20 protein-coding genes and 3 pseudogenes are annotated in these 23,693 nt (G+C 36.5%); 18 read left to right on the forward strand and 5 right to left on the reverse strand.

Features of this window, described 5'->3' with window-relative positions; translation table 11 throughout:
• Positions 1–18 precede the first annotated feature (18 nt).
• Genes C1G57_RS08890 through C1G57_RS08900 form a run of 3 tightly spaced genes read left to right on the forward strand, consistent with a single transcriptional unit; the run spans position 19 to position 2,613 of the window.
• Complete coding sequence (locus C1G57_RS08890; protein WP_105114594.1) at positions 19–381, forward strand: SAG1252 family conjugative relaxosome accessory protein; 363 nt, start codon at positions 19–21, stop codon at positions 379–381.
• Positions 382–383: 2 nt separating this feature from the next.
• A complete protein-coding gene (locus C1G57_RS08895) occupies positions 384–749 on the forward strand; it encodes a MobC family plasmid mobilization relaxosome protein (protein WP_105114595.1) in 366 nt (121 codons plus the stop codon).
• Positions 736–2,613: an SAG1250 family conjugative relaxase gene (locus tag C1G57_RS08900; protein WP_105114596.1), complete on the forward strand. Its 1,878-nt coding sequence runs from the start codon at positions 736–738 to the stop codon at positions 2,611–2,613. Before C1G57_RS08895 ends, C1G57_RS08900 begins: the two co-directional genes overlap by 14 nt.
• Positions 2,614–2,752: 139 nt before the next feature.
• On the opposite strand, the gene C1G57_RS08905 is transcribed toward C1G57_RS08900, so the two are convergent.
• Positions 2,753–3,550, reverse strand: a complete 798-nt coding sequence (locus tag C1G57_RS08905) for a hypothetical protein (RefSeq protein ID WP_105114597.1) — start codon at positions 3,548–3,550, stop codon at positions 2,753–2,755.
• 1 nt (position 3,551) lies between these two features.
• Positions 3,552–5,174 carry an ABC transporter ATP-binding protein gene (locus C1G57_RS08910; RefSeq protein ID WP_330847346.1) on the reverse strand — a complete coding sequence of 541 codons (1,623 nt, stop codon included), beginning with the start codon at positions 5,172–5,174 and terminating at the stop codon, positions 3,552–3,554.
• 49 nt (positions 5,175–5,223) lie between these two features.
• Between C1G57_RS08910 and C1G57_RS08915 the strand changes: the two genes are divergently transcribed.
• Together C1G57_RS08915 and C1G57_RS08920 are read left to right on the forward strand one after the other, a co-directional pair.
• On the forward strand, positions 5,224–6,930 hold the full coding sequence (locus tag C1G57_RS08915) for a hypothetical protein (protein WP_238597133.1): 1,707 nt from the start codon (positions 5,224–5,226) through the stop codon (positions 6,928–6,930).
• 1 nt (position 6,931) lies between these two features.
• Positions 6,932–7,867: a glycosyltransferase family 2 protein gene (locus tag C1G57_RS08920; protein ID WP_105114599.1), complete on the forward strand. Its 936-nt coding sequence runs from the start codon at positions 6,932–6,934 to the stop codon at positions 7,865–7,867.
• Positions 7,868–8,230: 363 nt separating this feature from the next.
• Here the strand turns inward: C1G57_RS08920 and C1G57_RS08925 are convergent.
• Positions 8,231–9,093, reverse strand: a pseudogene (locus tag C1G57_RS08925) (IS982 family transposase).
• 75 nt (positions 9,094–9,168) lie between these two features.
• Positions 9,169–10,511 (reverse strand): annotated as a pseudogene (locus C1G57_RS08930) (IS3 family transposase).
• A 190-nt stretch (positions 10,512–10,701) separates the two neighbouring features.
• Here C1G57_RS08930 and C1G57_RS08935 point away from each other — a divergent pair.
• From C1G57_RS08935 to mutY, 10 genes and pseudogenes are all read left to right on the forward strand, one after another.
• Complete coding sequence (locus tag C1G57_RS08935; RefSeq protein WP_105114600.1) at positions 10,702–10,905, forward strand: helix-turn-helix domain-containing protein; 204 nt, start codon at positions 10,702–10,704, stop codon at positions 10,903–10,905.
• 267 nt (positions 10,906–11,172) lie between these two features.
• Positions 11,173–11,313: a hypothetical protein gene (locus tag C1G57_RS11275; RefSeq protein WP_165865314.1), complete on the forward strand. Its 141-nt coding sequence runs from the start codon at positions 11,173–11,175 to the stop codon at positions 11,311–11,313.
• Between the two features lie 100 nt (positions 11,314–11,413).
• A complete protein-coding gene (locus C1G57_RS08940; protein ID WP_105114601.1) occupies positions 11,414–12,988 on the forward strand; it encodes a recombinase family protein in 1,575 nt (524 codons plus the stop codon).
• On the forward strand, positions 12,988–14,592 hold the full coding sequence (locus tag C1G57_RS08945; RefSeq protein ID WP_105114602.1) for a recombinase family protein: 1,605 nt from the start codon (positions 12,988–12,990) through the stop codon (positions 14,590–14,592). The genes C1G57_RS08940 and C1G57_RS08945 overlap by 1 nt, the downstream gene beginning before the upstream one ends.
• Positions 14,585–16,021 (forward strand): recombinase family protein, encoded by a 1,437-nt coding sequence (locus tag C1G57_RS08950; protein ID WP_105114603.1) that lies wholly within the window; start codon positions 14,585–14,587, stop codon positions 16,019–16,021. Before C1G57_RS08945 ends, C1G57_RS08950 begins: the two co-directional genes overlap by 8 nt.
• Positions 16,022–16,125: 104 nt before the next feature.
• A pseudogene (locus tag C1G57_RS08955) lies at positions 16,126–16,455 on the forward strand (NUDIX domain-containing protein); the annotation flags it as partial.
• Between the two features lie 9 nt (positions 16,456–16,464).
• Positions 16,465–17,238, forward strand: coding sequence for a TIGR01457 family HAD-type hydrolase (locus tag C1G57_RS08960; RefSeq protein WP_105114604.1), 774 nt, complete (start codon positions 16,465–16,467; stop codon positions 17,236–17,238).
• On the forward strand, positions 17,228–17,839 hold the full coding sequence (locus tag C1G57_RS08965) for a TIGR01906 family membrane protein (protein WP_105114605.1): 612 nt from the start codon (positions 17,228–17,230) through the stop codon (positions 17,837–17,839). Before C1G57_RS08960 ends, C1G57_RS08965 begins: the two co-directional genes overlap by 11 nt.
• A gap of 81 nt (positions 17,840–17,920) precedes the next feature.
• Positions 17,921–18,361: a VOC family protein gene (locus C1G57_RS08970; protein WP_105114606.1), complete on the forward strand. Its 441-nt coding sequence runs from the start codon at positions 17,921–17,923 to the stop codon at positions 18,359–18,361.
• A 185-nt stretch (positions 18,362–18,546) separates the two neighbouring features.
• Positions 18,547–19,692, forward strand: coding sequence for an A/G-specific adenine glycosylase (gene mutY, locus C1G57_RS08975; RefSeq protein WP_161941142.1), 1,146 nt, complete (start codon positions 18,547–18,549; stop codon positions 19,690–19,692).
• A 574-nt stretch (positions 19,693–20,266) separates the two neighbouring features.
• On the opposite strand, the gene C1G57_RS08980 is transcribed toward mutY, so the two are convergent.
• Positions 20,267–21,067, reverse strand: coding sequence for an XRE family transcriptional regulator (locus C1G57_RS08980; RefSeq protein WP_105114608.1), 801 nt, complete (start codon positions 21,065–21,067; stop codon positions 20,267–20,269).
• A 130-nt stretch (positions 21,068–21,197) separates the two neighbouring features.
• Between C1G57_RS08980 and C1G57_RS08985 the strand changes: the two genes are divergently transcribed.
• The 3 genes from C1G57_RS08985 (at position 21,198) to C1G57_RS08995 (ending at position 23,566) form a co-directional block, all read left to right on the forward strand.
• Complete coding sequence (locus C1G57_RS08985) at positions 21,198–21,671, forward strand: hypothetical protein (protein WP_105114609.1); 474 nt, start codon at positions 21,198–21,200, stop codon at positions 21,669–21,671.
• A gap of 10 nt (positions 21,672–21,681) precedes the next feature.
• Complete coding sequence (locus tag C1G57_RS08990) at positions 21,682–22,230, forward strand: hypothetical protein (protein WP_238597136.1); 549 nt, start codon at positions 21,682–21,684, stop codon at positions 22,228–22,230.
• Positions 22,231–22,414: 184 nt separating this feature from the next.
• Entirely contained in the window at positions 22,415–23,566 is a 1,152-nt protein-coding gene (locus tag C1G57_RS08995; protein ID WP_105114611.1) for an iron-containing alcohol dehydrogenase, read from the forward strand.
• The last annotated feature ends 127 nt before the right edge of the window (positions 23,567–23,693 follow it).

A 23,693-nucleotide genomic window follows, 5' to 3' on the forward strand; every position in this document is an offset into this window, starting at 1 on the left:
AAGAAGGAGTGAATCATCATGACAGAGACTTATCGGACAATTCGTAAGGAAATCAACTTGACGCTTGAGGAATTTGAGCAGATTCAACAACTGATGATGAAAGAGAATGCGGAGCAGTTTTCTCCCTTTGTCAGACAAAAGCTGTTGGACCTTGTCAATAACAAGGATGATATCAGAGATTGGTTTATCCTTTGGCAATCTCAAAAAATCGAACAAATCAGTAGAGATATTTTACAAGTAGCAACTCTAGCAGAACGAGACCAACAAGTCACATCAGAACACTTAAGAATTATATTGACTTGTGTTCAAGAACTGATGGCAGAAGTGGAGAAGACAGTACCACTCAGTTTAGAATTTCGAGATAAGTATATGAGAGGTTAGCTATGGAAAATCGTTACCGAACTAATCTCAAAAAAGTATTTCTAACAGACCAGGAACTTGCGACCTTGAACAATCATATCAGTCAAAGTTCTTGCACAAATTTTTCTGCTTATGCCAGAAAAGTTCTACTTAATCCCAATATGACCTTTTTAACAATTGACACTAGCAACTATCAAGACTTGATTTTTGAATTACGCCGAATTGGCAATAATATTAACCAGATAGCCAGAACCGTCAATCAGACAAAACTTCTGACGGTAGAGCAGCGAGATAATCTGAAATCTGGCATAGGTCAACTGATTGCGGAAGTCGATAAGGACTTCGATGTCAAGTGCCAAAAGTTGAGGGCATTTTATGGTAGTCACTAAGCATTTTGCTGTTCATGGCAACAAATACCGTAAAAGTCTTATCAAGTATATTCTGAATCCAGATAAGACTGACCAACTCAAATTGGTTTCAGATTTTGGAATGAGCAACTACCTAGACTTCCCAAATTACGAAGAAATAGTTGAGATGTATCAGGCCAATCTTGTCAATAATGATAGGCTTTACAATTCTAGAAATGACCGACAACAGGTCAAGCAAACTAAAATTCATGCTCATCATCTTATCCAGTCATTCTCGCCCGAAGATAATTTAACACCTGAAGAAATCAATCGTATTGGTTATGAGACGGTAAAGGAGTTGACTGGAGGAAACTTTCGCTTTATTGTGACGACCCATACAGACAAACATCACCTGCATAATCATATCCTCATCAATTCCGTTGACCTCAATTCTCATAAGAAACTCAAATGGGATTATGCCCAGGAGAGAAATTTACGGATGATTTCTGACCGCCTTGCCAAAGAAGCAGGTGCCAAAATTATCACACCGAACCGCTATTCTCATGAGAAGTTTGTGACCTATCGCAAGAGTAATCACAAATTTGAGTTGAAGCAACGTCTTTATTTTCTGATGGAGAATAGTAAGAACTTTGGTGACTTTATATCTAAGGCAGAAGCCTTGAATGCTCAGATTGATTTTTCAAGAAAGCATGCTCGATTTTTGATGACTGATATGCCTATGAAGCAAATCATCCGAGGCAAGCAGTTAGATAAGCGTCAACCCTATACCGAGGAATATTTTCGAGAGCAATTTGCCAAGCGAGCGATTGAGAAACGCTTGGATTTCCTCTTACCCAGAGTTTGTGACCTTTCACAGCTTTTGGAATTTGCACAAAAACTCAACCTCACTATTTCGATGAAACAAAAGCATGTGGCTTTTACTCTAACAGAAAATGGCCATAGCATTACAGTCAATAATCAAAAACTTAGTTCTACAAATATCTATGATGTTCAATTTTTCGAGAGCTATTTTGAGAAACGCGGTGAAGTTCCTGCTATTGACCAGTCGCAACTTATTTTTGACTTTGAGGGATACTGTGAGGAGCAAGATAAGGACAAGCTAGCTTATGAAGACTTACAAGAGGCCTATCAAGCATTTAAGGAGAAACGAGACCAGGTTCAGGAGTTTGAGGTTGTTTTAGCTGACCATCAGATTGATAAATTAGTTAAAGACGGTCTTTTTATTAGGATGAATTATGGCGTAAAAAAAGACGGCTTGGTCTTTATCCCAAACCGTAATTTAGATATTAAAGAGACAGAGAGTGGCAAACACTACTATGTTTTTATCCGTGAGACCGCACAATTCTTCATTTACAACAAGGAGGCGTCCGAACTCAATCGCTATATGCGAGGGCGTGAACTCATTCGTCAGTTAACCAATGATAGCAAGAGTATTCCAAGAAGACGACCAACCATTGATACACTTAAGAAAAAGATTGAAGAGATAAATCTCCTTATTGACTTGGATACGGAGAATAAGTCTTATCAAGAGGTTAAAGATGAGATTATTAAGGATATTGCTCAATTAGATTTAACCACTACAGATTTGCAGGATCATATAGCTCATCTCAACAAGGTTGCGGAAGTCTTGCTTAATCTGAACAACAACGATATAGAGAACCGCCGCTTGGCCAGATATGATTATTCCAAGATGAATCTTACTGCAGCTATAAAACTAGAAGAAGTTGAGAAAGAGATTGAAGTTTTTCAAAATGAACTTAGTAAGTGCATAGATGAATATGAATATCTAGTTAAAAAATTAGAAAAATTTAGTGAAATTTTAGATAATATTGGTATAAATAATAGGAATGTTGAGATTAAATTTAATGAAACTATTCCACTTTAGTCACCAACTAGATGGATAGAAAAATTAACAAACGGACTCTTTAAATTTTCATAGACTCCATTTGTTAGTTTTTGGTTTCATATTTTCAATTTTAGGCGGGCTAAGATATTTTTTGAGACTCAGCTTTATATATAATAATCTACTTTATGTAATCAAAATCACTGTCAATCCAATTATTCTTTGAATCACCTTGCTTTTGTAAAACGATATTTCTACTTCCATTATTATATGATACAATAATTTTATAGCGTTCACCCTCTTTATCGTGACCTGTTAATTTTATATCAAAATTAGTAATTGCCATTATATCTTCAATAGTTGAACAATTTTCGTAAGTTTTCAATAAAGTTTTATCAATACTTAAGATTTGGTCCTTATCCCAATTTGGTTCATCAATTGTAACACTATCAAAAATGAAGTCTATGTATTTGTTTGGTTTACTGTTAATGTATTGAATTAAGAATTGATTATCATCAATAACTATTTGCTTCACCTCTAAATCAGGATATTGACTTATATAGTTTCCTTCAAGGAATTGCAGATAATTTTGATTTATTATCTTAATCAACTGAGGCTCTATCTCTTGGTAGTATTTTGCATAAACTTCATTAATGTAATTATATGCCGGAGAATTTTTTCGATAAGCTACTACACTTTCTGATTTTTTTATTATCAACTCCCCTTTATCATAAGTAAAAGTTGATTTTAGCTGATCCTTATCTGTGAAAGTCATAGTTCTTTCATCAACTACACCAGTAGCTGCTTTTCCTTTTACATTACCATTTTCTATAGTAAATGAAATCTCGTCATTACCCTCCAAAATTGCGGCATAAGAAGAGTAGTCACCATCATATGAGGTTGGTTTGTCATTTGATTTTTGACTTGAACAGCCAGTAAAAGTGAATATAGCAAGTAAAATAATCAATAATTTCATCATATTAGCTTTCCCTTTCTTTACGTACTAGTTTACCTGTCTCGATATCGAGTATGAAATCACATACATCAGCGACTTTATTCCCATGATCAATAAACAATAATATATTATCTTTGAGATTTTCAAACATAAATTTTAATAACTTATTTTCTGTGTCAGAATCTATATTGGAGAAGCCTTCGTCGAAAATTAATATTTTCCTACTACTCAATATCGTTCTGCAAAATGAAATAATTTGTTTTTGTCCTTCAGATAGATTGCTACCATTTTCATATATACTAGTTTCAAAACCGTAGTCTAAATTTTTAAGAAGATTTTCGAATATCCCTGATCTTACCATTTTATTAAATAGTTTGGTTTGGTCAGATGAGTTTCCGTTAACAAATAGATTGTCATACAAGGAACCAGAGAAAACTTTATTTTCAGATGATGAGTAACCGATGGTGTTCCTTATGGTATCTACTGATAATTTTTGATAATTTTTACCATCTAAGTAAATTTCACCTTGATAATTATCAATTAATTTTATTAAAATTTTAGCAAATGTACTTTTTCCGCTTCCATTAGGTCCTTTTATAAATATTTTATCGCCTTCGTTAAATTGAACAGATAAATTATTTATTAGATTTTTGGAACCATAAGAAAAAGTCAGGTTATTAATTTTTATATTATAACTATCCAATTGTTGGTTTTGTCCATAGTTCTCAGATTCTACTTCTTTATATTCTAAAAGTCGTTCAAAAGATACTACAAATTGTTGATGCTCTTTTTGTAAAATAAACAAGCTTGCTATAGAGGAAAGAAACATACCGGTTAAATTTTGGAAAACTATCATGTTTCCTAAAGAAAGTCTATTCGATTGAATTAGACCTATGCCGAACCAGGTAATCAACAACATACCTAGTTCTTTTATGTTAGTGGTTATAAAATTAAACTGATTTTCTAGTAAATTGGCAACTCTTCTAATATCCATAAGTTTTTTAGTAGCTATTGACAATTTTTGTAAATAATTTTTTTCAAGTATTTGAACTTTTATAAGTTCAAATATATCTATACTTTCACTAAATTTGGTTATTACTCTAGCTTCATACTCCATTGTTTCTCTTTGCTTTTGAGAAAATTTCGGAATCATATATAAACAAGTGATAAGATAGAGAAGACAAATTATGATTACAATCAGAAATAAATCTACCCGAATATTAATCAATGTCGTTCCAATAACAATAATCATAATAATATCTGATAAAAATGTTGTAATAACTTTAGAGATAAAACCACTTAAAGAATTTATATCATCAAGTCTTGTTAATGAGTCACCTACTTTTTTTGATTTGATAAATTGTGAAGGTAATGAGATGAACTTTTCAAAAAATTCATTTTGTAATAGTAATTGAATTTTTATGTCAATTTTAGTAAGCAAATTTGAGGTTATATAGGATATAATATTTTTAAAGAAATAGAAGCCTACCAACATTGAGAAGAAAATATTTTTTTCTATTAGTATTGAATTAAAAACTGTAATACTATTATTATTTCCAATGTGAATGAAATTAACTTTTTGGTAGTGTATATATATTTGTATTTTAATAAATTCTTTTTTAGACTCATAATTTAAAAAATATTGAATATACTAATATGCTCTTCTGTTATTTAATAAATTCCAAGGAGAATTATGATTGACTTCGAAAACAAATAATAAATATCTACACTCATTTTTTTTAATAGGCTTAGCCTCCCTTATTCTTTGTTTACCTCAAATTATATCAGGAAAAATGATTTTAGGTTCGGACTCAATATTTCATTTCAATCGATTTTATGACACGTCTCAACAATTCAAAAATCTAGATTTTCATTATTTTATTTCATTATATGGCTTTCAAGAATCTGGTCGTATTGTTAATGCCTTATATGGTCCTTTTTTTGCTTATTTTCAAGGAATATTAGTTTTAATCAGTAGGAATTGGTTTATATATCAGTTATTTTCCAATTTCTGTTTGTATAACTTAGCAGGATTTTCCATGTATATTTTTTTAACAAAAGCTAAGTTGGAAAGGAAGTATACACTTATTGGAGCTATATTATATTTATCAACTTATTCTATTCAATATTGGATAATTAGGCAGGGGTTTACCTCTTGGGGAGCTGCCTTACTTCCTCTAGCATTGAGCATATTGTTTAAGTTTTATCAAACAAAGAAAATACCAAAGTGGTATTTGGGAATCTTAACAGCCTTAGTATCACAAATCCATATGTTGTCAGCATTCATTTTAATACTGATGTATATTCCATTTTTTATTTATATTTTTTTGAAAAATAATAAAAAAATAGTCTTTTTAAAGGATTTGTTTATTGAAATATGTCTGTTCTTCTGCTTAACGTTGAATATTTGGGGTAGTTATTTTATTGTATTAAAAGGTAATCGCCTAATACCTCCAAGTGTCAATATTAATATGAGTTTGAATACTATTAATCAAAATAGCTATTATTGGCTATTAAATCCTGCGATTCTGTTTTTCATGTTAGTAGCAATTTATCATATATTTTTTTTAAAATGGAAGAGGATAAATAATGCAGAGATAAAAATATGGTTTTGGGTTATGACGGCGTTTTTAGTGCTATCATCTAGTTTAATACCATGGTCTTATTTGGTAAAGATAAAAAATCCTTTCGCAGAGTTAATTCAATATCCGTTCAGATTTTTTGTACCTGTTTCTATTATTATTATTTATCTTTTTCTAAAATTGGTTCAATCTAAGCAACTCCTTATATATCATAAAAAAATGCTTCTCATTTCATTCCTTGCATTATCCTTACTTCAAACACTTACCTTAGTTGCTATTACCACGAATAATTGGGATTCTAGCAGTAATTTCATGCCCTCAAAGTATAAAGTACATTTTTTGAGCGATAGTGCTAATATCAAAAAGTCATTTTATGATGCTAATAAGGAGAAAGCTCTGAATATGGTTGCCAAGGGAACTCCCGATTATCTACCACTCTATGGTGAAAAAGATGAGAATATTAATTACTATGACATGTACTTAGAAAAGATTGCTTATCAGAAAAAAATAAAAAAATCTATTAAGGATGGGAAACTGATTATTGAGTGGACGGCAAATGCAGACAAGGAAGTAGAATTACCAATCATCGTTTACAAAAATACCATTTTAGAAATAAATGAAAAAATAATACCACACGACCAAATATCTTTGAGTCAAATAGGTACACCAAAAATTAGTCAAATTCCTTATAAGGAAAATCGCATAACCCTTTCATATAAAATACCAAGGGAGTTTACAATATTTTTAGTTATAACTTTTTTGACATGGTTACTGATAGTAGTTATCTTGTTAAAAAAAATGATAATTTGCCTAAGGAGTTAATATGTCGAAACAAGAACTTTCAATAATTATTCCGTGTTATAATGAGGAGGAGACAATACCTTCTTTCATAACTACAACAAAATTAGTAGAAAAACAGTTGAAAGAAAACTTGCAATTTAATTATATATTTGTTAACGATGGTTCCAAAGATAAAACTCTAGATGTTCTTAGAAAAATTTCCGATAAGTTTGAAAATGTCCACTATCTTTCATTTTCTCGAAATTTTGGGAAAGAAGCAGCGCTCTTAGCAGGTTTAAAAGAAGCAAAAGGTGATTTTGTAGCGATAATGGACGCAGACCTTCAAGATCCACCAGAAATGTTGACTGATATGTACCGAATAATCCAACATGGTTTTGATATAGTTAGAACTAAAAGAATTGATCGCAGAGGTGAGCCGATTATTAGATCCTTGTTCGCAAAACTTTTTTATAAGTTGATAAATGTTGTATCTGATACGAAATTAGTTGATGGAGTTCGTGATTTTAGTCTTATGACTCGGCAGGTTGTCGACAGTATCCTAGAATTTAATGAAGTTAATCGTTTTTCTAAAGGTATTTTTTCCTGGGTTGGATATAATGTTACCTATTTGCCTTATGAAAATAGAGGACGTGTAGCAGGAAAAACTTCTTGGAGTTTTTGGGGTTTACTTCGTTACTCGTTGGAGGGTCTTGTTAATTTTTCTGAGGCGCCTTTAAATATTGCATTCTGGGCCGGGACATTTTCCTTTATCTTATCTTTAATAGGTGTTTTGTTTGTTGTTGTGAGAAAGCTAACAATTGACGGAAGTGTATCTGGTTGGGCTAGTCTTGTTACAGTTATTTTATTTTTAGGTGGATTGCAGTTGATGGCACTTGGAATAATTGGTAAATACTTATCAAAAATATTTTTAGAAACTAAGAGAAGACCAATATATATCATAAAAGAGAAGAGTTTATAGTTTGTGCCAAACTCTATTAAACAAAGCAACGGATTTGATGCCGTTGCTTTTTCTTTATAAAATTACACCGTATCTCGCAGTTTTTCTAAAATTGATATAGTAATGACTTATCCTTAAATAGTAAGAACTTAATTTAAAAACTATCTGATTTTTGGTCGAGGTGTCATAAGATAAAATATGTTTTAAATGATTTTTTTCAATAAAAATTGAATTATTCTAGTTCATGGAATAGAAATTGCCAAGAAAGATTACTTACTTTCTTTTAAATATTTAGACTATTGCCAAAGGTTTATAGTGGAAAAAAACTAAGTATAGTTACTATTATACTACAATAGCAACTTACTCAATATTTTACTCATGGTGCTAGTTAATCTTGAAGTATCTCAGATTGTAAGCCAGTATAATTTGCTCCAGCCTTAACCGCAGACCTGCTAAACCTCTAGTCAGTGTGTGTTCTATATCAAAAAGACCGCAAATCTCTGAGAAGCAAGTCTCAATGGTTCGTCTCATAGCCATCAGTTTCCAATGATTATGTTGTTTAGCTCCTGCCATATTTTGGCGTAAGGCAGTCCATAGATGATAGCCTTTTAGGGTCAAATGATCTTTAAGTACCTTACTAAGATAGCCTAAATCTGCCAAAATATAAAGTTGTCGGCAATTTTCTAGTAAGTTATCAACTGCCCTACTATCATGGACTGATGCAAGTGTCACAACATAATTCAGAATATAGCCTGATAAAGTTACCAGCATGTGTACTTTGAATCCATAGAACCACAGATGTTTGGAAGCGTTGTAGCCAATATCTGCTGCGTCGTTAAAAATACGTGTTCTATAGTTACGGACAGGTTGGTAAAGTGGCAAGGGAAAGCTAGCTATAATAACAATGAAAACAGGTGAGATTTGAGTATTCATTGCTTTTCTAATGACTTGAACTAACCAAATCAACTGTCTTGCTCGTCGATTAAAGCGACTTCTTTAAAGAAGTTCGCTGCAATGAAAGAGTTGGCAGATACGGTAGAAATGCCGTTTTGACTTAATCCTAGTTCAGCTTGCAAAAGAAGCAAGACTAATAGAGATTCGTCTGATACCTTGGACAAGCTAATGTTACGACGGTGTTTTAAGCCATCTGGACAATAATCACGATAGAGCTGGTGGCAAATTTTTGATAATTGCTTCAAATTCCATTGTAAGTGATGGGATTTAACAGTATACTGTAAGTGGCTCATTTCGACTACCTCCTGTTTGTTTCGGCACTTACAGTATAGTTCTTTTGTACTGACCCCTAAAAGTTGGACAAATAATTACTGAAAGGATTTAGTTCTGTATTGGACAGGGCTAAGTCCTATTAGTTTAGTTTTGATTTGTTTGTTGTTGTAGTAAAAAATGTAAACTGTGATAGCTTGCTCAAGGTCATCAAGGGATTGATAAGACTTCTCAAATCCATAAAACATTTCCGATTTGAGAATGCCAAAGAAGGACTCCATCATCCCATTATCTGGACTATTTCCCTTGCGAGACATGGATGGACGAATGCCCTTGGTTTTCAAAAAGTGATGGTAAGACTGGTGCTGGTATTGCCAGCCTTGGTCACAGTGAAGAATGGTTCCGATGTATGAATCCGCTGGAAAAGCCTTCTCAAGCATGGTTTTAACTTGTTTCAAATCAGGTGACCGAGACAGGGTAAAATCAATAATCTCACTATTATAGCCATCAAGATCAGGCGATAGATAGAGTTTCCCTTCAGGTAAGGCAAATTCCTTCACATCGGTATAACACTTCTCGTAAGGTTTAGAGCCTTCAAATTGACGTTTAATCAGATTATTAGCCTTCTTACCCACCTCACCTTTGTAAGAAGCATACTTGCGCTTACGACGAATGCGAGCCGCTAAGCCTAACTCTTTCATCAAGCGCTGCACCTTCTTGTGATTGATGATAAAGCCACGATTTCGTAATTCTAAATGAATCCGACGATAGCCGTAATTGCCCCTGTACTCATCATAAATAGATTGTATTTCATCCTTGATAGATTTCTCCTTATCTGGATTAGCTAGTCGCTTCACTTGATAGTAATAGGTGGAACGTGGTAAATCAAGGATTTCAAGTAAAGTCACTAGGGAAAACTGATGCGTTAATGCTTGACTGATTTCTGTTGCTCTTTGCGCTTTGCTTCGTCCCTCAAGCGGTATTCTCTCAGCTTTTTTAGCACAGCATTCTCCGCTCTAAGATATTCTAATTCCTTCTGAAGACGTTCAACTTCTGTCATCTCTTCCCAGGTTTTCTTATGTTTGCGCCCCATTTTACTCGGTCTCCACCTTTGTTTCTCAACAATAGTATACCCGTATTTCTTGTATTGCGCTATCCAATTTGGAAGAGTGCCTTGATTTAGCAGTGCATAATCAAGAGAAACAGAGAGCTGGGACTGACCATCAAGCAAGACTTTATCAATCATTTCCTGCTTTTACTCGGGTGAATAATACCGATTTTTACCCTTATCAACAATCTCAACACCATATCTATCCATGAGTTTAACCATGTACTTGAGATTGGAAGTACAGATTCCATATCGCTGACTTAACTGAGGCCATGATTCACCTCTCTATCTCAACTTGTATATACCTAGTTTATCTTCATAACTTAATTTCATCAGAAAAGCACCCCAAAAGTTAGATACAAAATCTAACTTTTGGGGTGCAGTTCATTTTGGGCTTTTTATTGTATTTTGAGATTAACTAGCACCACGAGTAATATTTTATTTAAAATTAAATTATGCATATTTTGCATAAATTAGTTAATTTGATTATCGCTCACTTACAATATTAGTAAGAGGATTGATAATGTATATTAGATTAAAGAATTTAAGAGAGGATAACGATTTATCTCAAAATCAGATTGCTATGTATCTTCACTGTTCACAATCGGCTTATTCCAGAATAGAGAGTGGGAGACAGGATGTGCCTACTCTATATCTAAAGCAATTAGCGAGATTGTATGATGTAACTACAGATTATATTTTAGAAATGGAAAAATCTAATTATTAATAATCCTTTGTCCTTTGACAACTGAATAGACCAAGGTGGGACTTTCTTATTTGTTGAGCAGTTTAGTCTGGTTCGCCATGATATGAGCGACAATAATCAGCTATAAAATAGAATGGTACTCTATTTGCCAAGATACAAACTAAGGACAATGATACTTCTGCACGTTCAGGCTGCCAGCGATAAAGGACAGCGGGTGAGATTCCCATGAATGACCTAACCAGTCGTTCCCACGGAGGTCATTATTTTAAATTTAAGGAATAATATAGTATGACAAAAACAACAACAGAAAAGGAGACATCGCAGGTCGTCATTGAAGGCTATAAGGTAACTGTAAAAGTCACCGATAAGCCACTATGTCTAACGGATATTTTAGATGATTTACTTGGCAAAAAGTTAGAGAAAATATAAACTTTTAGCGGACAATTAACAGTAAATTATGTAAAATAGAATGGTAGAACTTTAATCCTTGATCGATCCGCACCTAAGAATATCGATTAAGGAGAAAACAATGACACAAGCCTGTATTTATTTACGCCTATCACGAGATGATGGAGATAATATCGAAAGTAACTCCATTGTCAATCAGCGTTCACTTTTAAGAGACTACGCTGAAAAGCATGACCTTATCATTTTAGAAGAATTTGTAGATGATGGTATTAGTGGTTTAACCTTTAATCGTCCTGATTTCAACCGCATGATGACAATGGTTAATGAGAAAAGGATAGATACAATTATCGTCAAAGACTTATCTCGGTTTGGGCGAGACTATATTGAGACTGGGAAGTATATTCAAAGGATTTTCCCTTCCATTGGTGTGAGGTTTATCTCGGTCAATGATCATTATGATAGCTTGACTGCGGATACAAATGAAACACACCTAGTTCTGCCGATTAAAAGTCTTATCAATGATAGCTACTGTCGGGATATTTCCATGAAAGTCCGTAGCACACAAAAGGCTAAGCGCCAGAACGGAGAATTTATAGGAGCATTTGCTCCTTACGGTTATTGCAAAGACGATAACGAGAGGAACCACCTAGTAGTGGATGAGAGTATTCGTCCTATCATTGAAAAAATCTTTAGGCTCAAGCTAGAGGGGTATTCTTCAAATAGGATTGCTACTTATCTTAATAAAGCTGGCATCGCAACCCCACTTCAACATAAGAAATCTTGTCAAGAAAATTTCAAGGGATTTTATGGTACCTCTAATCAGTGGAGTACCAAATTGGTTAATCGTATTCTGGTCAATAGAGTTTATACAGGGACTTTGGAGCAGGGAAAACATACGAAACTGAATTACAAATCGCAACAGTCTCTAAAGGTCAGTCCAGATGACTGGGTGCGGGTAGATAAAACACATGAAGGTATTGTATCTGAAAGCACCTTTGAGATTGCCAATCGCTTATTACTTAGAGATGTCAAGAATGGAAAAGGTCAGCCATCTTTGTTTGTAGGCTTACTCTTTTGTAAAGACTGTCAATCGCAGATGATACAGCGAAAAGTCCGTTACAAGCAAACAGAGACTAATCAGTACATTTGTAGTACATACAACAAGGGACAAGGTTGTAGCCGTCACGCTATTAAGCACGATAGTCTGCTGGAAGTCATTTCAACCTTGATAGCTCAACACCTAGAGTGGAAGTCCTATCTGATTGAACGTATCCCTGACTATCTGTCAGAAGAGTCATTTCTTGAAATTGACTTTACGCTACTAGTGACCGAACGCAAGAAGTATGAGCGATTACTTCACTCCCTGTATGTGGACCTAGATGATGGTCTTATCAATGAGTCGGAGTATCAGGAATTTCAGCGACATTATCGCCAAAAGCTGAAGCAGGTTGAAGAAACCATTGCTCTAAAAAAAGGATTAGCTCAGGAACTCTATCATAAGCTTCAAGATAGGGAAGCTTGGTTGAAGCAGTTAAGTGAGTTGAGAGAGACAGACTACTTAAACCGCTTGACATTGGTTTCTCTCTTAGATCGGATTGATATTGGAGAAGACCATGAGATTACGCTAGTCATTCATGATATGAAAGAGTTGGATATGCTCCAACAGTTTTCACATCTGGAAACGGAGGTGGTTTGATGGCTCGCACGAAGAACCGCTACTGTACAGAAGAAACAGATACCATTCAGGTTACAACTTATCGAACTGGTATTTACATTAGATTATCGAAGGAAAGAACAGAAACTTGGAGAAATAAATCACAGTCATTAGAGACTCAAGAAGGCTTAGCGAGAACATTCGCCAAAGCTAAGGGCTTAATGGTTGCCAAAACATATACTGACTATGAGTATTCAGGCACGAAGTTTAATCGCCCTGCCTTTCAAGAAATGATGGGAGATGTCAAAAAGGGTCTTATCAATTGTATTCTGATTAGAGACTTATCACGTCTAGGTAGGGATTATATTGAGATGGGGCGTCTTATTGATAAAGTTTTCCCTTTCTTGGGCGTTCGTTTCATCTCTATCAATGATAACCTTGATACCCTTAACGGACTTGGAGAAAAGAAGTCGTTTGAGGTAGAAATTAAGAATTTAGTTAACGACCTTTATTCTAAAGAGATTTCAAAAAAATTGACATCCTACAATATTCATCAAGCTAGTAAGGGTTATTATATCGGTACATCAGCGCCTTATGGTTATCAATTAGATAAACAGGAACAAGGAACACGATTAATTATTGATCATCAAGTAAAGCCAGTTCTTGATACTATTTTTCGAAAAGCGATTGAAGGCCAATCAATGCCGAAAATAGCTGCATATTTGAATGAGCATAGAATTGCAGTACCGCTGGCATATCGGGAAACTGGAGATCTCTATAGAATTGACTGTGATCATCGACTTTGGAAATCGGGCAATTTACTTCGCCTGGTTAAAATGCCAGTTTATCGTGGAGAATTGCTTCAGAGAACACGCAGTAAGAATTTGTTAGAGAGTCAGCCGATTCGTTATGAAAATGCTCATAAATCCTATATCAGTCAAGAGGATTATAGCAGAATTCTACAACATTCAAGAAGCCGAAAATCGCAAAAACTTTCTACTAGGGAACGAACTCCGAATCGTTATAAGGGTTTGATTTATGCACATGGAAAGTATACCCAGTTACCTAGATACTGTAAGCATTTTAAGAATGAAGATTATTATACATTTATGGATTATATCTATGATTCGGATCATGTAACAAAGCAGACCGTTTATATTAGTGAAAAGGCTTTAGATAGAATTATCTCGGAGTTCATTCAAGATGAACTGAATCGTTTAGGAGGAATAAAACAGCTAACATCAAGGTTGAGAACCAGAAAAGAGGATTGTATCAATACTTATCATAAGCAAGAAAGACAGCACCAACAAGCTATCATGCGCTTACGAGAAGAAATAAGTGATTTATATGCTTCATATAGTTTGGTACGAACTGAAAAAACAGCCTATCTCACTCAAAAATCAGAGAAGGAAGCTCAAATAGGGATACTTTCACAGGAAATAAGACATTGTGAGACGGCTATCGGGCAACTGGAAGAAGAACATCAGAAGCAGATAAATTGGATCAAATCGCTAACTCAATGCCAAGGAACAGATAGCCTAACCTCGGAACTATTACAGGCAATCATCGAACGCATCGAAGTTGGTGTGAATAAACAGGTGACGATTACGTTTCGCTGTCAGATAGGAGGTGTGGAGAATGTCTAAAGTGGCTTTATACCTTAGACTATCTGTCGATGAGGCTGGAACTGATGAAAGCAATTCCATTGTCAATCAAAGACATCTACTTCATCATTTTCTTGATAATTCTTCTGACTTCCAAAACTTTCAGCGAGAAGAATTTGTGGACGATGGTTTCTCAGGGACAAGCGTCAATCGCCCAGCTTTTCAGCGGTTGATGACAAGAGTTAAGTCCGGCGAGATTCGTCATATTATTGTTAAAGACCTCTCACGATTTATGCGTGATTATCTGGAGTTAGGGAACTACTTGGAAAACATATTCCCCTTTTTAGGAGTGAGGTTCATTGCTCTAAATGACCAATATGATAGTCTTACTTCAGAGAATAATGGTGTTGAGATTGATGTCTCCTTTAAGAATTTACTTAATGAATTTTATGCCAAGGATGTTTCTGAGAAAGTCAAAAGTGCTATGAATACTATGAAGCGTTCAGGCAAGAATATGAGTTGGTTACCACCGTTTGGCTATCTCAAAGACCCTACAGATCGCTTTAAGATTATCATTGATGCGGCTGTAGCACCTATCGTGAGACAAATCTTCAGATTAAGTATTGAGGGACTGGGGGATAAAAAGATTGCATTACTCCTTAATGAGGAGAAGACCATTACTCCAGCTGAGAGGAAAATGCAAGTCAGTCAAGCCAAATATCAGAAGTCAATTATTTTAACTGATGAGCAACAACGTAATATTTGGACCTCAAATACCGTCCGACAAATACTGAAAAACGAAGCTTATAAAGGCACTTACCTCTTTAACACGAGGACCTATATTAAGGGCAAGCATATTACACGCCCTCAATCAGAATGGGAGCGAATTGAAAATAACCATGAGGCTCTTGTTACTCCTGAAGAATTCGAGCAGGCACATCGAGCTCGACAGTCACGAAGAACTCATCAGTCTCAGCAGAAATCTCGTTCGACAGAAGATATTGTTTTACGTGGTTTTGTTTTCTGTGAACACTGCCAACATCGTTTGTCTCTAATTAGAAATCATAATCAAGGCCATTATTTTTATTGTCGCTACTGTAAAAGTCAAGGGCATTCGATGCATTCTTGTAAAGTAGATAAGATTGAGAAGGTTATTTTTGAGGATTTGAAGAATAAATCTCAAGAACCAAGAAAACTATTGAGAGTTAATCTACTCCATGACATAGAGAAGCTAAAGGAAAAGAAATTGGCCGCTTTCCAAGATTATAAGGAAAATCGTATCACTCGTGATGATTATATCGCTAAAAAGCAAGAGTTAGATGACAAAATAGTACATTTAGAGGAGAACTTACAAACGACTAAAGTAGCTGATAAATTTAGTGGCCAGACCTTATCAAGAGAAGTAATAGAAACTCATGTTGAGAAAGTCATCGTCGACTGTTTGGGCTTCTTTGAGGTTATCTATAAATAACTTAAGAAGGGACTTGGTATTCAAGTCTCTTTCTTGCATTTAGAAAATGTGATATAATCAATTGAAAAATGAATAAAATTTTCGTCAATTCCTTGACATAAGAGGGTTGGTGCGATGTGGACCAGTCCGTCAAGGATAATGTTGTTAAGGAAGTCAAGGAAGAAGCGGGGCTGGATGTGGAGGCTCAGCGTGTGGTGGCAATTTTGGACAAGCACAAGAACAATCCTGCCAAGTCAGCCCACCGCGTGACCAAGGTCTTCATTCTATGTCGTCTCCTTGGCGGGGAGTTTCAGCCCAATTCGGAAACTCTTGCCAGTGGCTTTTTCAGTCTAGATGACTTACCACCGCTCTCACTTGCGAAAAATACAGCTGAGCAGTTAGCACTTTGCTTGGAAGCTAGTTGGTCTGAGCATTGGGAAACACGATTTGATTAAGGAGGAAAAATGACATATACAGGTTATTTGATTGATTTGGATGGTACGATTTATGAAGGGAAAAAGCGGATTCCTGCTGGTGAGCGGTTTATTCATCGCTTGCAAGAACGTCAGATTCCCTATTTATTCGTGACCAACAATACCACCCGCCGTCCTGAGATGGTGCAGGCTATGTTGGCTGAAAACTTTAACATTGAGACACCACTTGAAACCATCTATACAGCCAGTCTGGCGACAGTAGATTATATGAATGATTTGGGCAAGGAAAAGACAGTCTATGTCATTGGAGAAGACGGGCTCAAGTCTGCCATTTTTGAGGCAGGTTATGTGGAAGACACGGAAAATCCAGCCTATGTTGTTGTCGGTTTGGATACTCAGTTGACCTATGAAAAACTGGCCATTGCCACCTTGGCTATTCAAAAGGGAGCGACCTTCATCGGTACCAATCCTGATTTGAACATTCCGACTGAAAGAGGTCATCTGCCAGGAGCAGGCTCACTTATTGCGCTTTTGAAAGCTGCGACCCGTTTGGAGCCGACCTTTATCGGCAAGCCTGAAGCTATTATCATGGACAAGGCCCTGGAGATTTTAGGGACAGAACGCAGCCAAACGGTTATGGTGGGAGATAACTACCTGACGGATATTCGTGCGGGGATTGACAATGGATTTCCAACTCTTTTAGTCCTGACTGGCTTCACCAAGCCAGAAGAAGTAGCAGACTTGCCCCTTGCTCCAACCCATGTCCTCGATAGTTTAGATGAATGGAGTTTTGATGAGAACTAAGTTACAACTTGTTGGAACAGTATTTTTTACCCTGTCGTCAGCCGTTTTAGCAACCATTTATCTTGCTTGGTTAATTTTTCCACTAGAAATTTCTTTCTTAGGCTTGGAAAATGTTGTCTACATGAAGGCGGCGGATATTTCCTATAACTTTAATATCTTGATGAACTATCTGACCAATCCATTTGCAAGTGTTTTAGACATGCCAAATTTTTCATCTTCAGCTGATGGTCTGAAACATTTTGCGGATGTGAAAGGTCTCTTTCATCTGGCACAGCTTATTTTCCTGATTAGTTTGCCTGCTGTTTTCTATTTTTGGAAAGAAGTGGTGCGAAAAGGCTATGGCAAGCTCTATCGAACTGTTTTTATGTGGATGGCACTAGCTCCTTTACTTATTGCGCTGGTGGGGGTGCTGATTGGTTTTGATAGCTTCTTTGTCCTCTTCCACCATCTGCTCTTTCCTGGTGATTCAACCTGGCTCTTTGACCCGTTGAAAGATCCGGTCATTTATATACTTCCCCAGGAATTTTTCCTTCATTGCTTTATTCTTTTCTTTATCCTCTATGAGTTGTTTTGTTTGATATGGTTGTGGAATACAAGATGAAAAAACTTTTTCTTAATCAAAAAAATTGTCCGTACAACTAATTCGTGATATAATGGGCTATCAATGCTTTGGAGGTATCCCATGCTTAAAGCAATGGAAGTATATTTGGTAACAAATGGCAATGGTTTAGAAGCTATTGAATTCTACAAAAATGCACTTGGTGCAGAGGTAGAGCAAGTAAACTTATTCAAAGATTTCTTGCCAGACTGTCCAGCAGAATTAGAAAACCATGTCATGAATGCCCAATTCCGTTTAAACGGACAACGGTTTATGCTTTCTGACAATAACCCAGAAATGCCATATTCAATCGGTGACAACATTACAGTTGCCTTGATTACTGACGACGCTGAAACTGCACAAGATTTGTTCACAAAACTATCTGAGGGTGCTATGAAAATTACAATGGACTTGCAAGCTGTGCCATGGTCACCTGCTTATGGTTCCTTGCAAGACAAATTCGGTATCCACTGGCAAGTCAATGCTGAAGTAGTAGGCTATGGTCAAGAATATTACGCAGAATAATTCTATTTTAGTCAATGAATGTTGCTGCATATTGAAGAGGGACGAATGTTGAGACTTCCAAAGATTCAATCATTTTGATGGTGCTGGAATGAATATATTGATTGGATATGTGTAGCTTAGACCGTTTAGAATACTCTTTGGAGTTAGCAAAAGCTAGCTCCTTTTCTTTGTGATATACTAGATGTATGTTAGATTTAAAAGATTATGGAATTGACATGTGGCCAGAGGAAAAGATCATCTCTTTCCGAAAAGCTCTTTTAGATTGGTATGATGCCAATAAACACGACTTACCTTGGAGAAGAACTAGAGATCCCTATGCCATCTGGGTGTCAGAAATCATGCTTCAACAGACCAGAGTAGATACGGTCATTCCTTACTATGAACGCTTTCTCCATCACTTGCCGACCATTACTGACCTGGCTCAAGCTCCAGAGGAGGTTATTCTCAAACTCTGGGAAGGACTGGGCTATTATTCACGTGTTCGAAATATGCAAAAGGCAGCCCAGCAAATGGTGGAAGACTTTAATGGACAATTTCCTACCACTCATGCAGCCATTTCCAGCCTAAAAGGCATCGGTCCCTATACAGCAGGGGCGATTTCAAGCATTGCTTTTGATTTGCCAGAGCCAGCAGTAGACGGCAATGTCATGCGGGTTCTTAGTCGATTATTTGAGGTGGATTACGATATTGGTATTCCAAGTAACCGCAAGATTTTCCAAGCTATGATGGAAATCTTGATAGACCCTGACAGACCAGGAGATTTCAACCAAGCCTTGATGGATTTGGGGTCGGATATTGAATCACCAGCCAACCCGCGCCCTCAGGATAGCCCCGTCAAAGACTTTAGCGCAGCTTATCTAAATGGCACCATGAATAAGTACCCTATCAAAGCACCGAAGAAAAAGCCCGTTCCTGTAGCCTATCAAGGCTTTATTATCCGCAATAACGATAATCAATTTTTATTGGAAAAAAATAATGAAGCAGGGCTCTTATCAGGTTTTTGGTCCTTTCCTCTTTTGGAAAAAGGGGCTGTCGTAGCCAAACAAGTTTCACTCTTTGAAGTTGCAGAAGAAGTTGTGCAATCCGATATGCGGCAGAGCTTTACGGAACTTTACGGCATGACTGTTGATTGGCAAAAGCAAGAATTTGATAGCGTTCAGCATATTTTCAGTCACCGTAAATGGCAGATAGAATTGATTGAAGGAGTTGCAGAAACAACCAAACTTCCAGAAAATAGGGAATTAAAATGGGTTTCCGTAGAAGACTTTCCTACCTATCCCTTTGCCAAACCCCAACAAAAAATGTGGGAAGCCTATGTAAAAGCGAAATAGAAATAAAAAATAGACTTTCGAGCACATAATTATTTGATAGCGTTTTCTAAAAGTGTTATACTACTCTTAGAAGAAATCAGATAATGAAGTTAGATGCTGAACGCCATCTACCCTGCTTGAAAGGAGTATACCAGCGTTCACCTGATGGTGCTAACTACTAGCCACTTCCTCCAAAGGATGATGGCTAATAGGGGAAAAGTCCGTTATCCCTACTTTGATGCCTAAGGCATCTGTTGGCAAAATGCATAGCATTCACTCACACTTAGCCTTGCTACCCAGTTCAATCAAAAGTAGGCTAATCCTTATTCGTGTCGTAATACTGTATGGTCAAGGTAGGTCCTTGGCTAGCAACCAAGAAAATCAGAAAACCTCTAGTGATTTTCATCATAATAAGCAATCTCCACACTTAGACAACAAAATAAGAGGACAATCAAAGACATAAGGGTAGCAGAATAATTATTTAATCATTAACTAATTGTCGTGTAACTTTGGTAATGGACTTTTCCGATTTTAAAGACAAAAAGGAGGCTGAGGGGCCTCCTTTTCTGTATCGTCATGCTATGGATTGTTGCTATTAGGATGGACTATAGACATCTACCACTCGACCAATAGGGCGAATATGGTCCTCTTCGCTAAGGTAGATATCTTCATAGTCTGGATTGAGGGACTGCAGGTAGGTCCCCTTGTATTTCTTAACAAAATTTTCCCCGTTGACTGAGAAAATTCCAATGCTATTCAGAGGGATATCAGGTGTCAGACGAATGAAGAGGTAGTCTCCATCCTGGATAGTAGGTGCCATGGAATCACCGACAACCTGAGCGATAGTATCGTATTGCCGACTATCAGGGATATCCTCGCTATAAAAGGACACTAGGTTGTCGAAATCACTATCCTGCCAGTAACCAGTACCAGCCGACACCTTTCCTGGAACAGCTAAGTCAATTTGTTCACGGTAGTCATCTAAACGTAGTATGCTGGCTGATTGAGGAGTAGATACAGTCTGCATGATTGTCATTTGTTCTTGTCCAAAGGCAATCCATCTGTCATGAAATTCTCCTTCAAGTGTTTGATCTAAGAACTGTGCCTGCTCGGAAATGGCTTGATTAAATTGTCCAAATTGAGCAGGAGTAAGCGTTAGGGCGATGGCTTGGTTGTCATCAAGTTTCTGAATCAAATCTATAACAGCTATGTTCATACCTTTGGCAACTTTCTCCAGTGTTTCCATGGTGGGTAGGAGAGCTTTTTTTGTTTTGGGGTGCTGATTTTTTTCCAGCATCGAAATATACCCCTTTGTTAAGCCAGATAGTTCTGCAAATCTATCCATAGAGAGCTTATTTTGGCTTCGGAATTCTTTTAAAATATCACCTAGAATCATGCTAGTACCTCGCTTTGTTTAACACATTATACCATAAGCATATTTTTTTGACAAGCTTCGTTTAACGTGTTTGACAAAAATAAAAAATGGTGTTATGATGGTATCACATTAAAGTTGGAGAGTGAAGAAAATGAAACAAGAACATGAGATTACTTGGGCAGACATTTACAGAGAATGGGAAGTCTATGCAGAACATTTCCATTTGCATCCTGTGATGAGCAAAGAGAGTAAATTTCAAGTAGCCAGTACTGAAATGAGTAGAGGTAGCCAGCTAACATTTCAGTTATTAAAGCATTATCAAGATGATGAAGTAAAGTATGCAGCAGTTTGGCTGGCGTCATTTTGTCGTGATTTAATGCAGGATTATGCCTATTTGTTAAATAGCAAAGCCTATATGATGGTTAGTCAAGTATATTTTCAGTCGATCAAACAGTTTGATGTCGGTGTTCAAGCTTGGGCAAAACCGCTCACAAGATTGCAGCCAAAATCGTTTATCTCCCATCGTCTGTTTGAGAGTATAGACTTAACCAATCTTGCATGTCTTGTAGAATTAGCTATGATACAAGCTAGTTTAGTACAAGCCCAAATGTTAGAAAGAATATAGAAAGGTAGATATGAACATGTTTATTTGGAATAAGAAAACGACAAATCTTTTATCAGTTGTAGAATATTGGGCAGATCGCTTGCTTGCCTTGGGGATTTTAAAGGATTCTGAAATGTTAAGTCCTTCTTGTTGGCGTTGCCACACCAGTTATGGAGTAAAAAATGTTTCGATTGTTTCAGGGCAATGGTTTCATGCAGAAAGTTTGTCCAATCAGCTATTGCTGTGCCAGGCCTGTGAAGTAGAGAAGCCAAAGACCAAGCAAGCTGATGTTGTTTGGAAATGGTTAAAAGATGAAAGTAGTGAATATTACTGGACCATTGCGGCTATGAAAGAATACGAGAAGCAGTTTCACACAAGTGTCCTTCAAGAACTTTGGAATATGGGGATTAGGGATGGAGAAGAGGTAGAAATCCTAGTTCAAAAAGTGATGAAAGATATTCCTAAGAAGTCACCATCATTCAATCGTGCCAGCCTTGCCCAAGCATTCCGAGTGGAAATTGAAAAAATGCGTAAAGAAGCATTTACAAACTGGACAGGAGTATTCCAAGTGGCTAGTTGAATGGATGGGCATTCAAGCTGACAGGGTAATTAAATAAGTCTAGGCCTTCCCTATAGAATTGTATTTTGTTTAAAATATCACATACTATTTGTAAAAATCATTTGCATATAGTATAATAATATAAAAGAAATCGATAAGTAATCAATAACATAATACGTCATATAAATCTAAAAGGAGGTTGTCTATGGCAACATTTTACGTCCCAGCGGTCAACTTGATTGGTCGCGGTTGTGTCAATGAAATTGGTGGGTATGTTAAGGATTTGGGCTACAAGAAAGCTCTTCTTGTCACAGATGAATTCATTAGCACCAGTGATATTCTTCCAAAGGTGACCAAGCCTCTTGATGAAGCAGGAGTAGACTACGTGGTATTTAGCCAGGTTGATCCTAATCCAACCTGTAAAAATGTTTACGATGGTTTAGCTGCTCTTCAAGAAAATGAATGTGATTTTATTATCTCAGTCGGCGGTGGCTCACCTCAAGATGCTGCAAGCTGTATTTCTATTATGGCAACCAATGGCGGGAAGCCACAAGACTATGAAGGTTTGCATAAGTCTGAAAAATTAGGCTTGCCTGTTGTAGCTATCAACACAACAGCGGGCACCTCTGCTGAAATTACCATCAACTATGTTATTACCGATGAAGAGCGTAAGGTAAAAATGGTAATGGTAGATAAGAATAGCTTGGCAGTGATGTCAGTCAACGACCCTGAACTCATGCTTTCTAAGCCAGCGGCCTTAACAGCAGCAACTGGTATGGATGCTTTGACCCATGCTATCGAAGCTTTGGTAACTCCGGGTGCTTATGGAGTAACTAAAAAGTTATCAATGGGTGCTATTGAACTTATCAAAGAATATTTGCCACGTGCTGTTGAAAACGGACAAGATATCGAAGCTCGAGAAGCTATGGTCCATGCTATCTTCTTGGGCGGTATGAGTTTCAACAATGCTGGTCTAGGCTATGTGCATTCTATGGCTCACCAGCTAGGTGCTGTTTACGATCTGCCACACGGTGTGTGCTGTGCTATGATTTTACCGATCATCGAACGTGAAAATGCCAAACGTGTACCAGCAGCCTTCCGTGATGTTGCAAAAGCTTTGGGTCTTGATATTGTTGGCAAATCAGATGAAGAGTGTGCAGACTATGCTATTGCACAAATCGAAGAATTGTCAGCAAAAGTTGGTATTCCTAAGAAATTAACAGAATTGGATATCAAAGAAGAAGACTTCGACTTTGAATACCTTTCTAAGAATGCCTTGATTGATGCCTGTGCGCCTGGTAATCCATTTATGCCAACCCTTGAAGAAACGATTGCTTTCTATAAAGAGTTGTTCTAATCAATAAACTTCAAAAAAATAAATACCTGCAATCTATTGAGGCAAACAAAGGTTGTAGGTATTTTTTGAACTCTTTCCTAATTCAAATAAAGAACTATTCATGTTCATTTATCAATGAATATGACAA

Origin of the sequence: Streptococcus suis, assembly GCF_002960425.1 — a bacterium.
GTDB classification, from domain to species: domain Bacteria; phylum Bacillota; class Bacilli; order Lactobacillales; family Streptococcaceae; genus Streptococcus; species Streptococcus suis_S.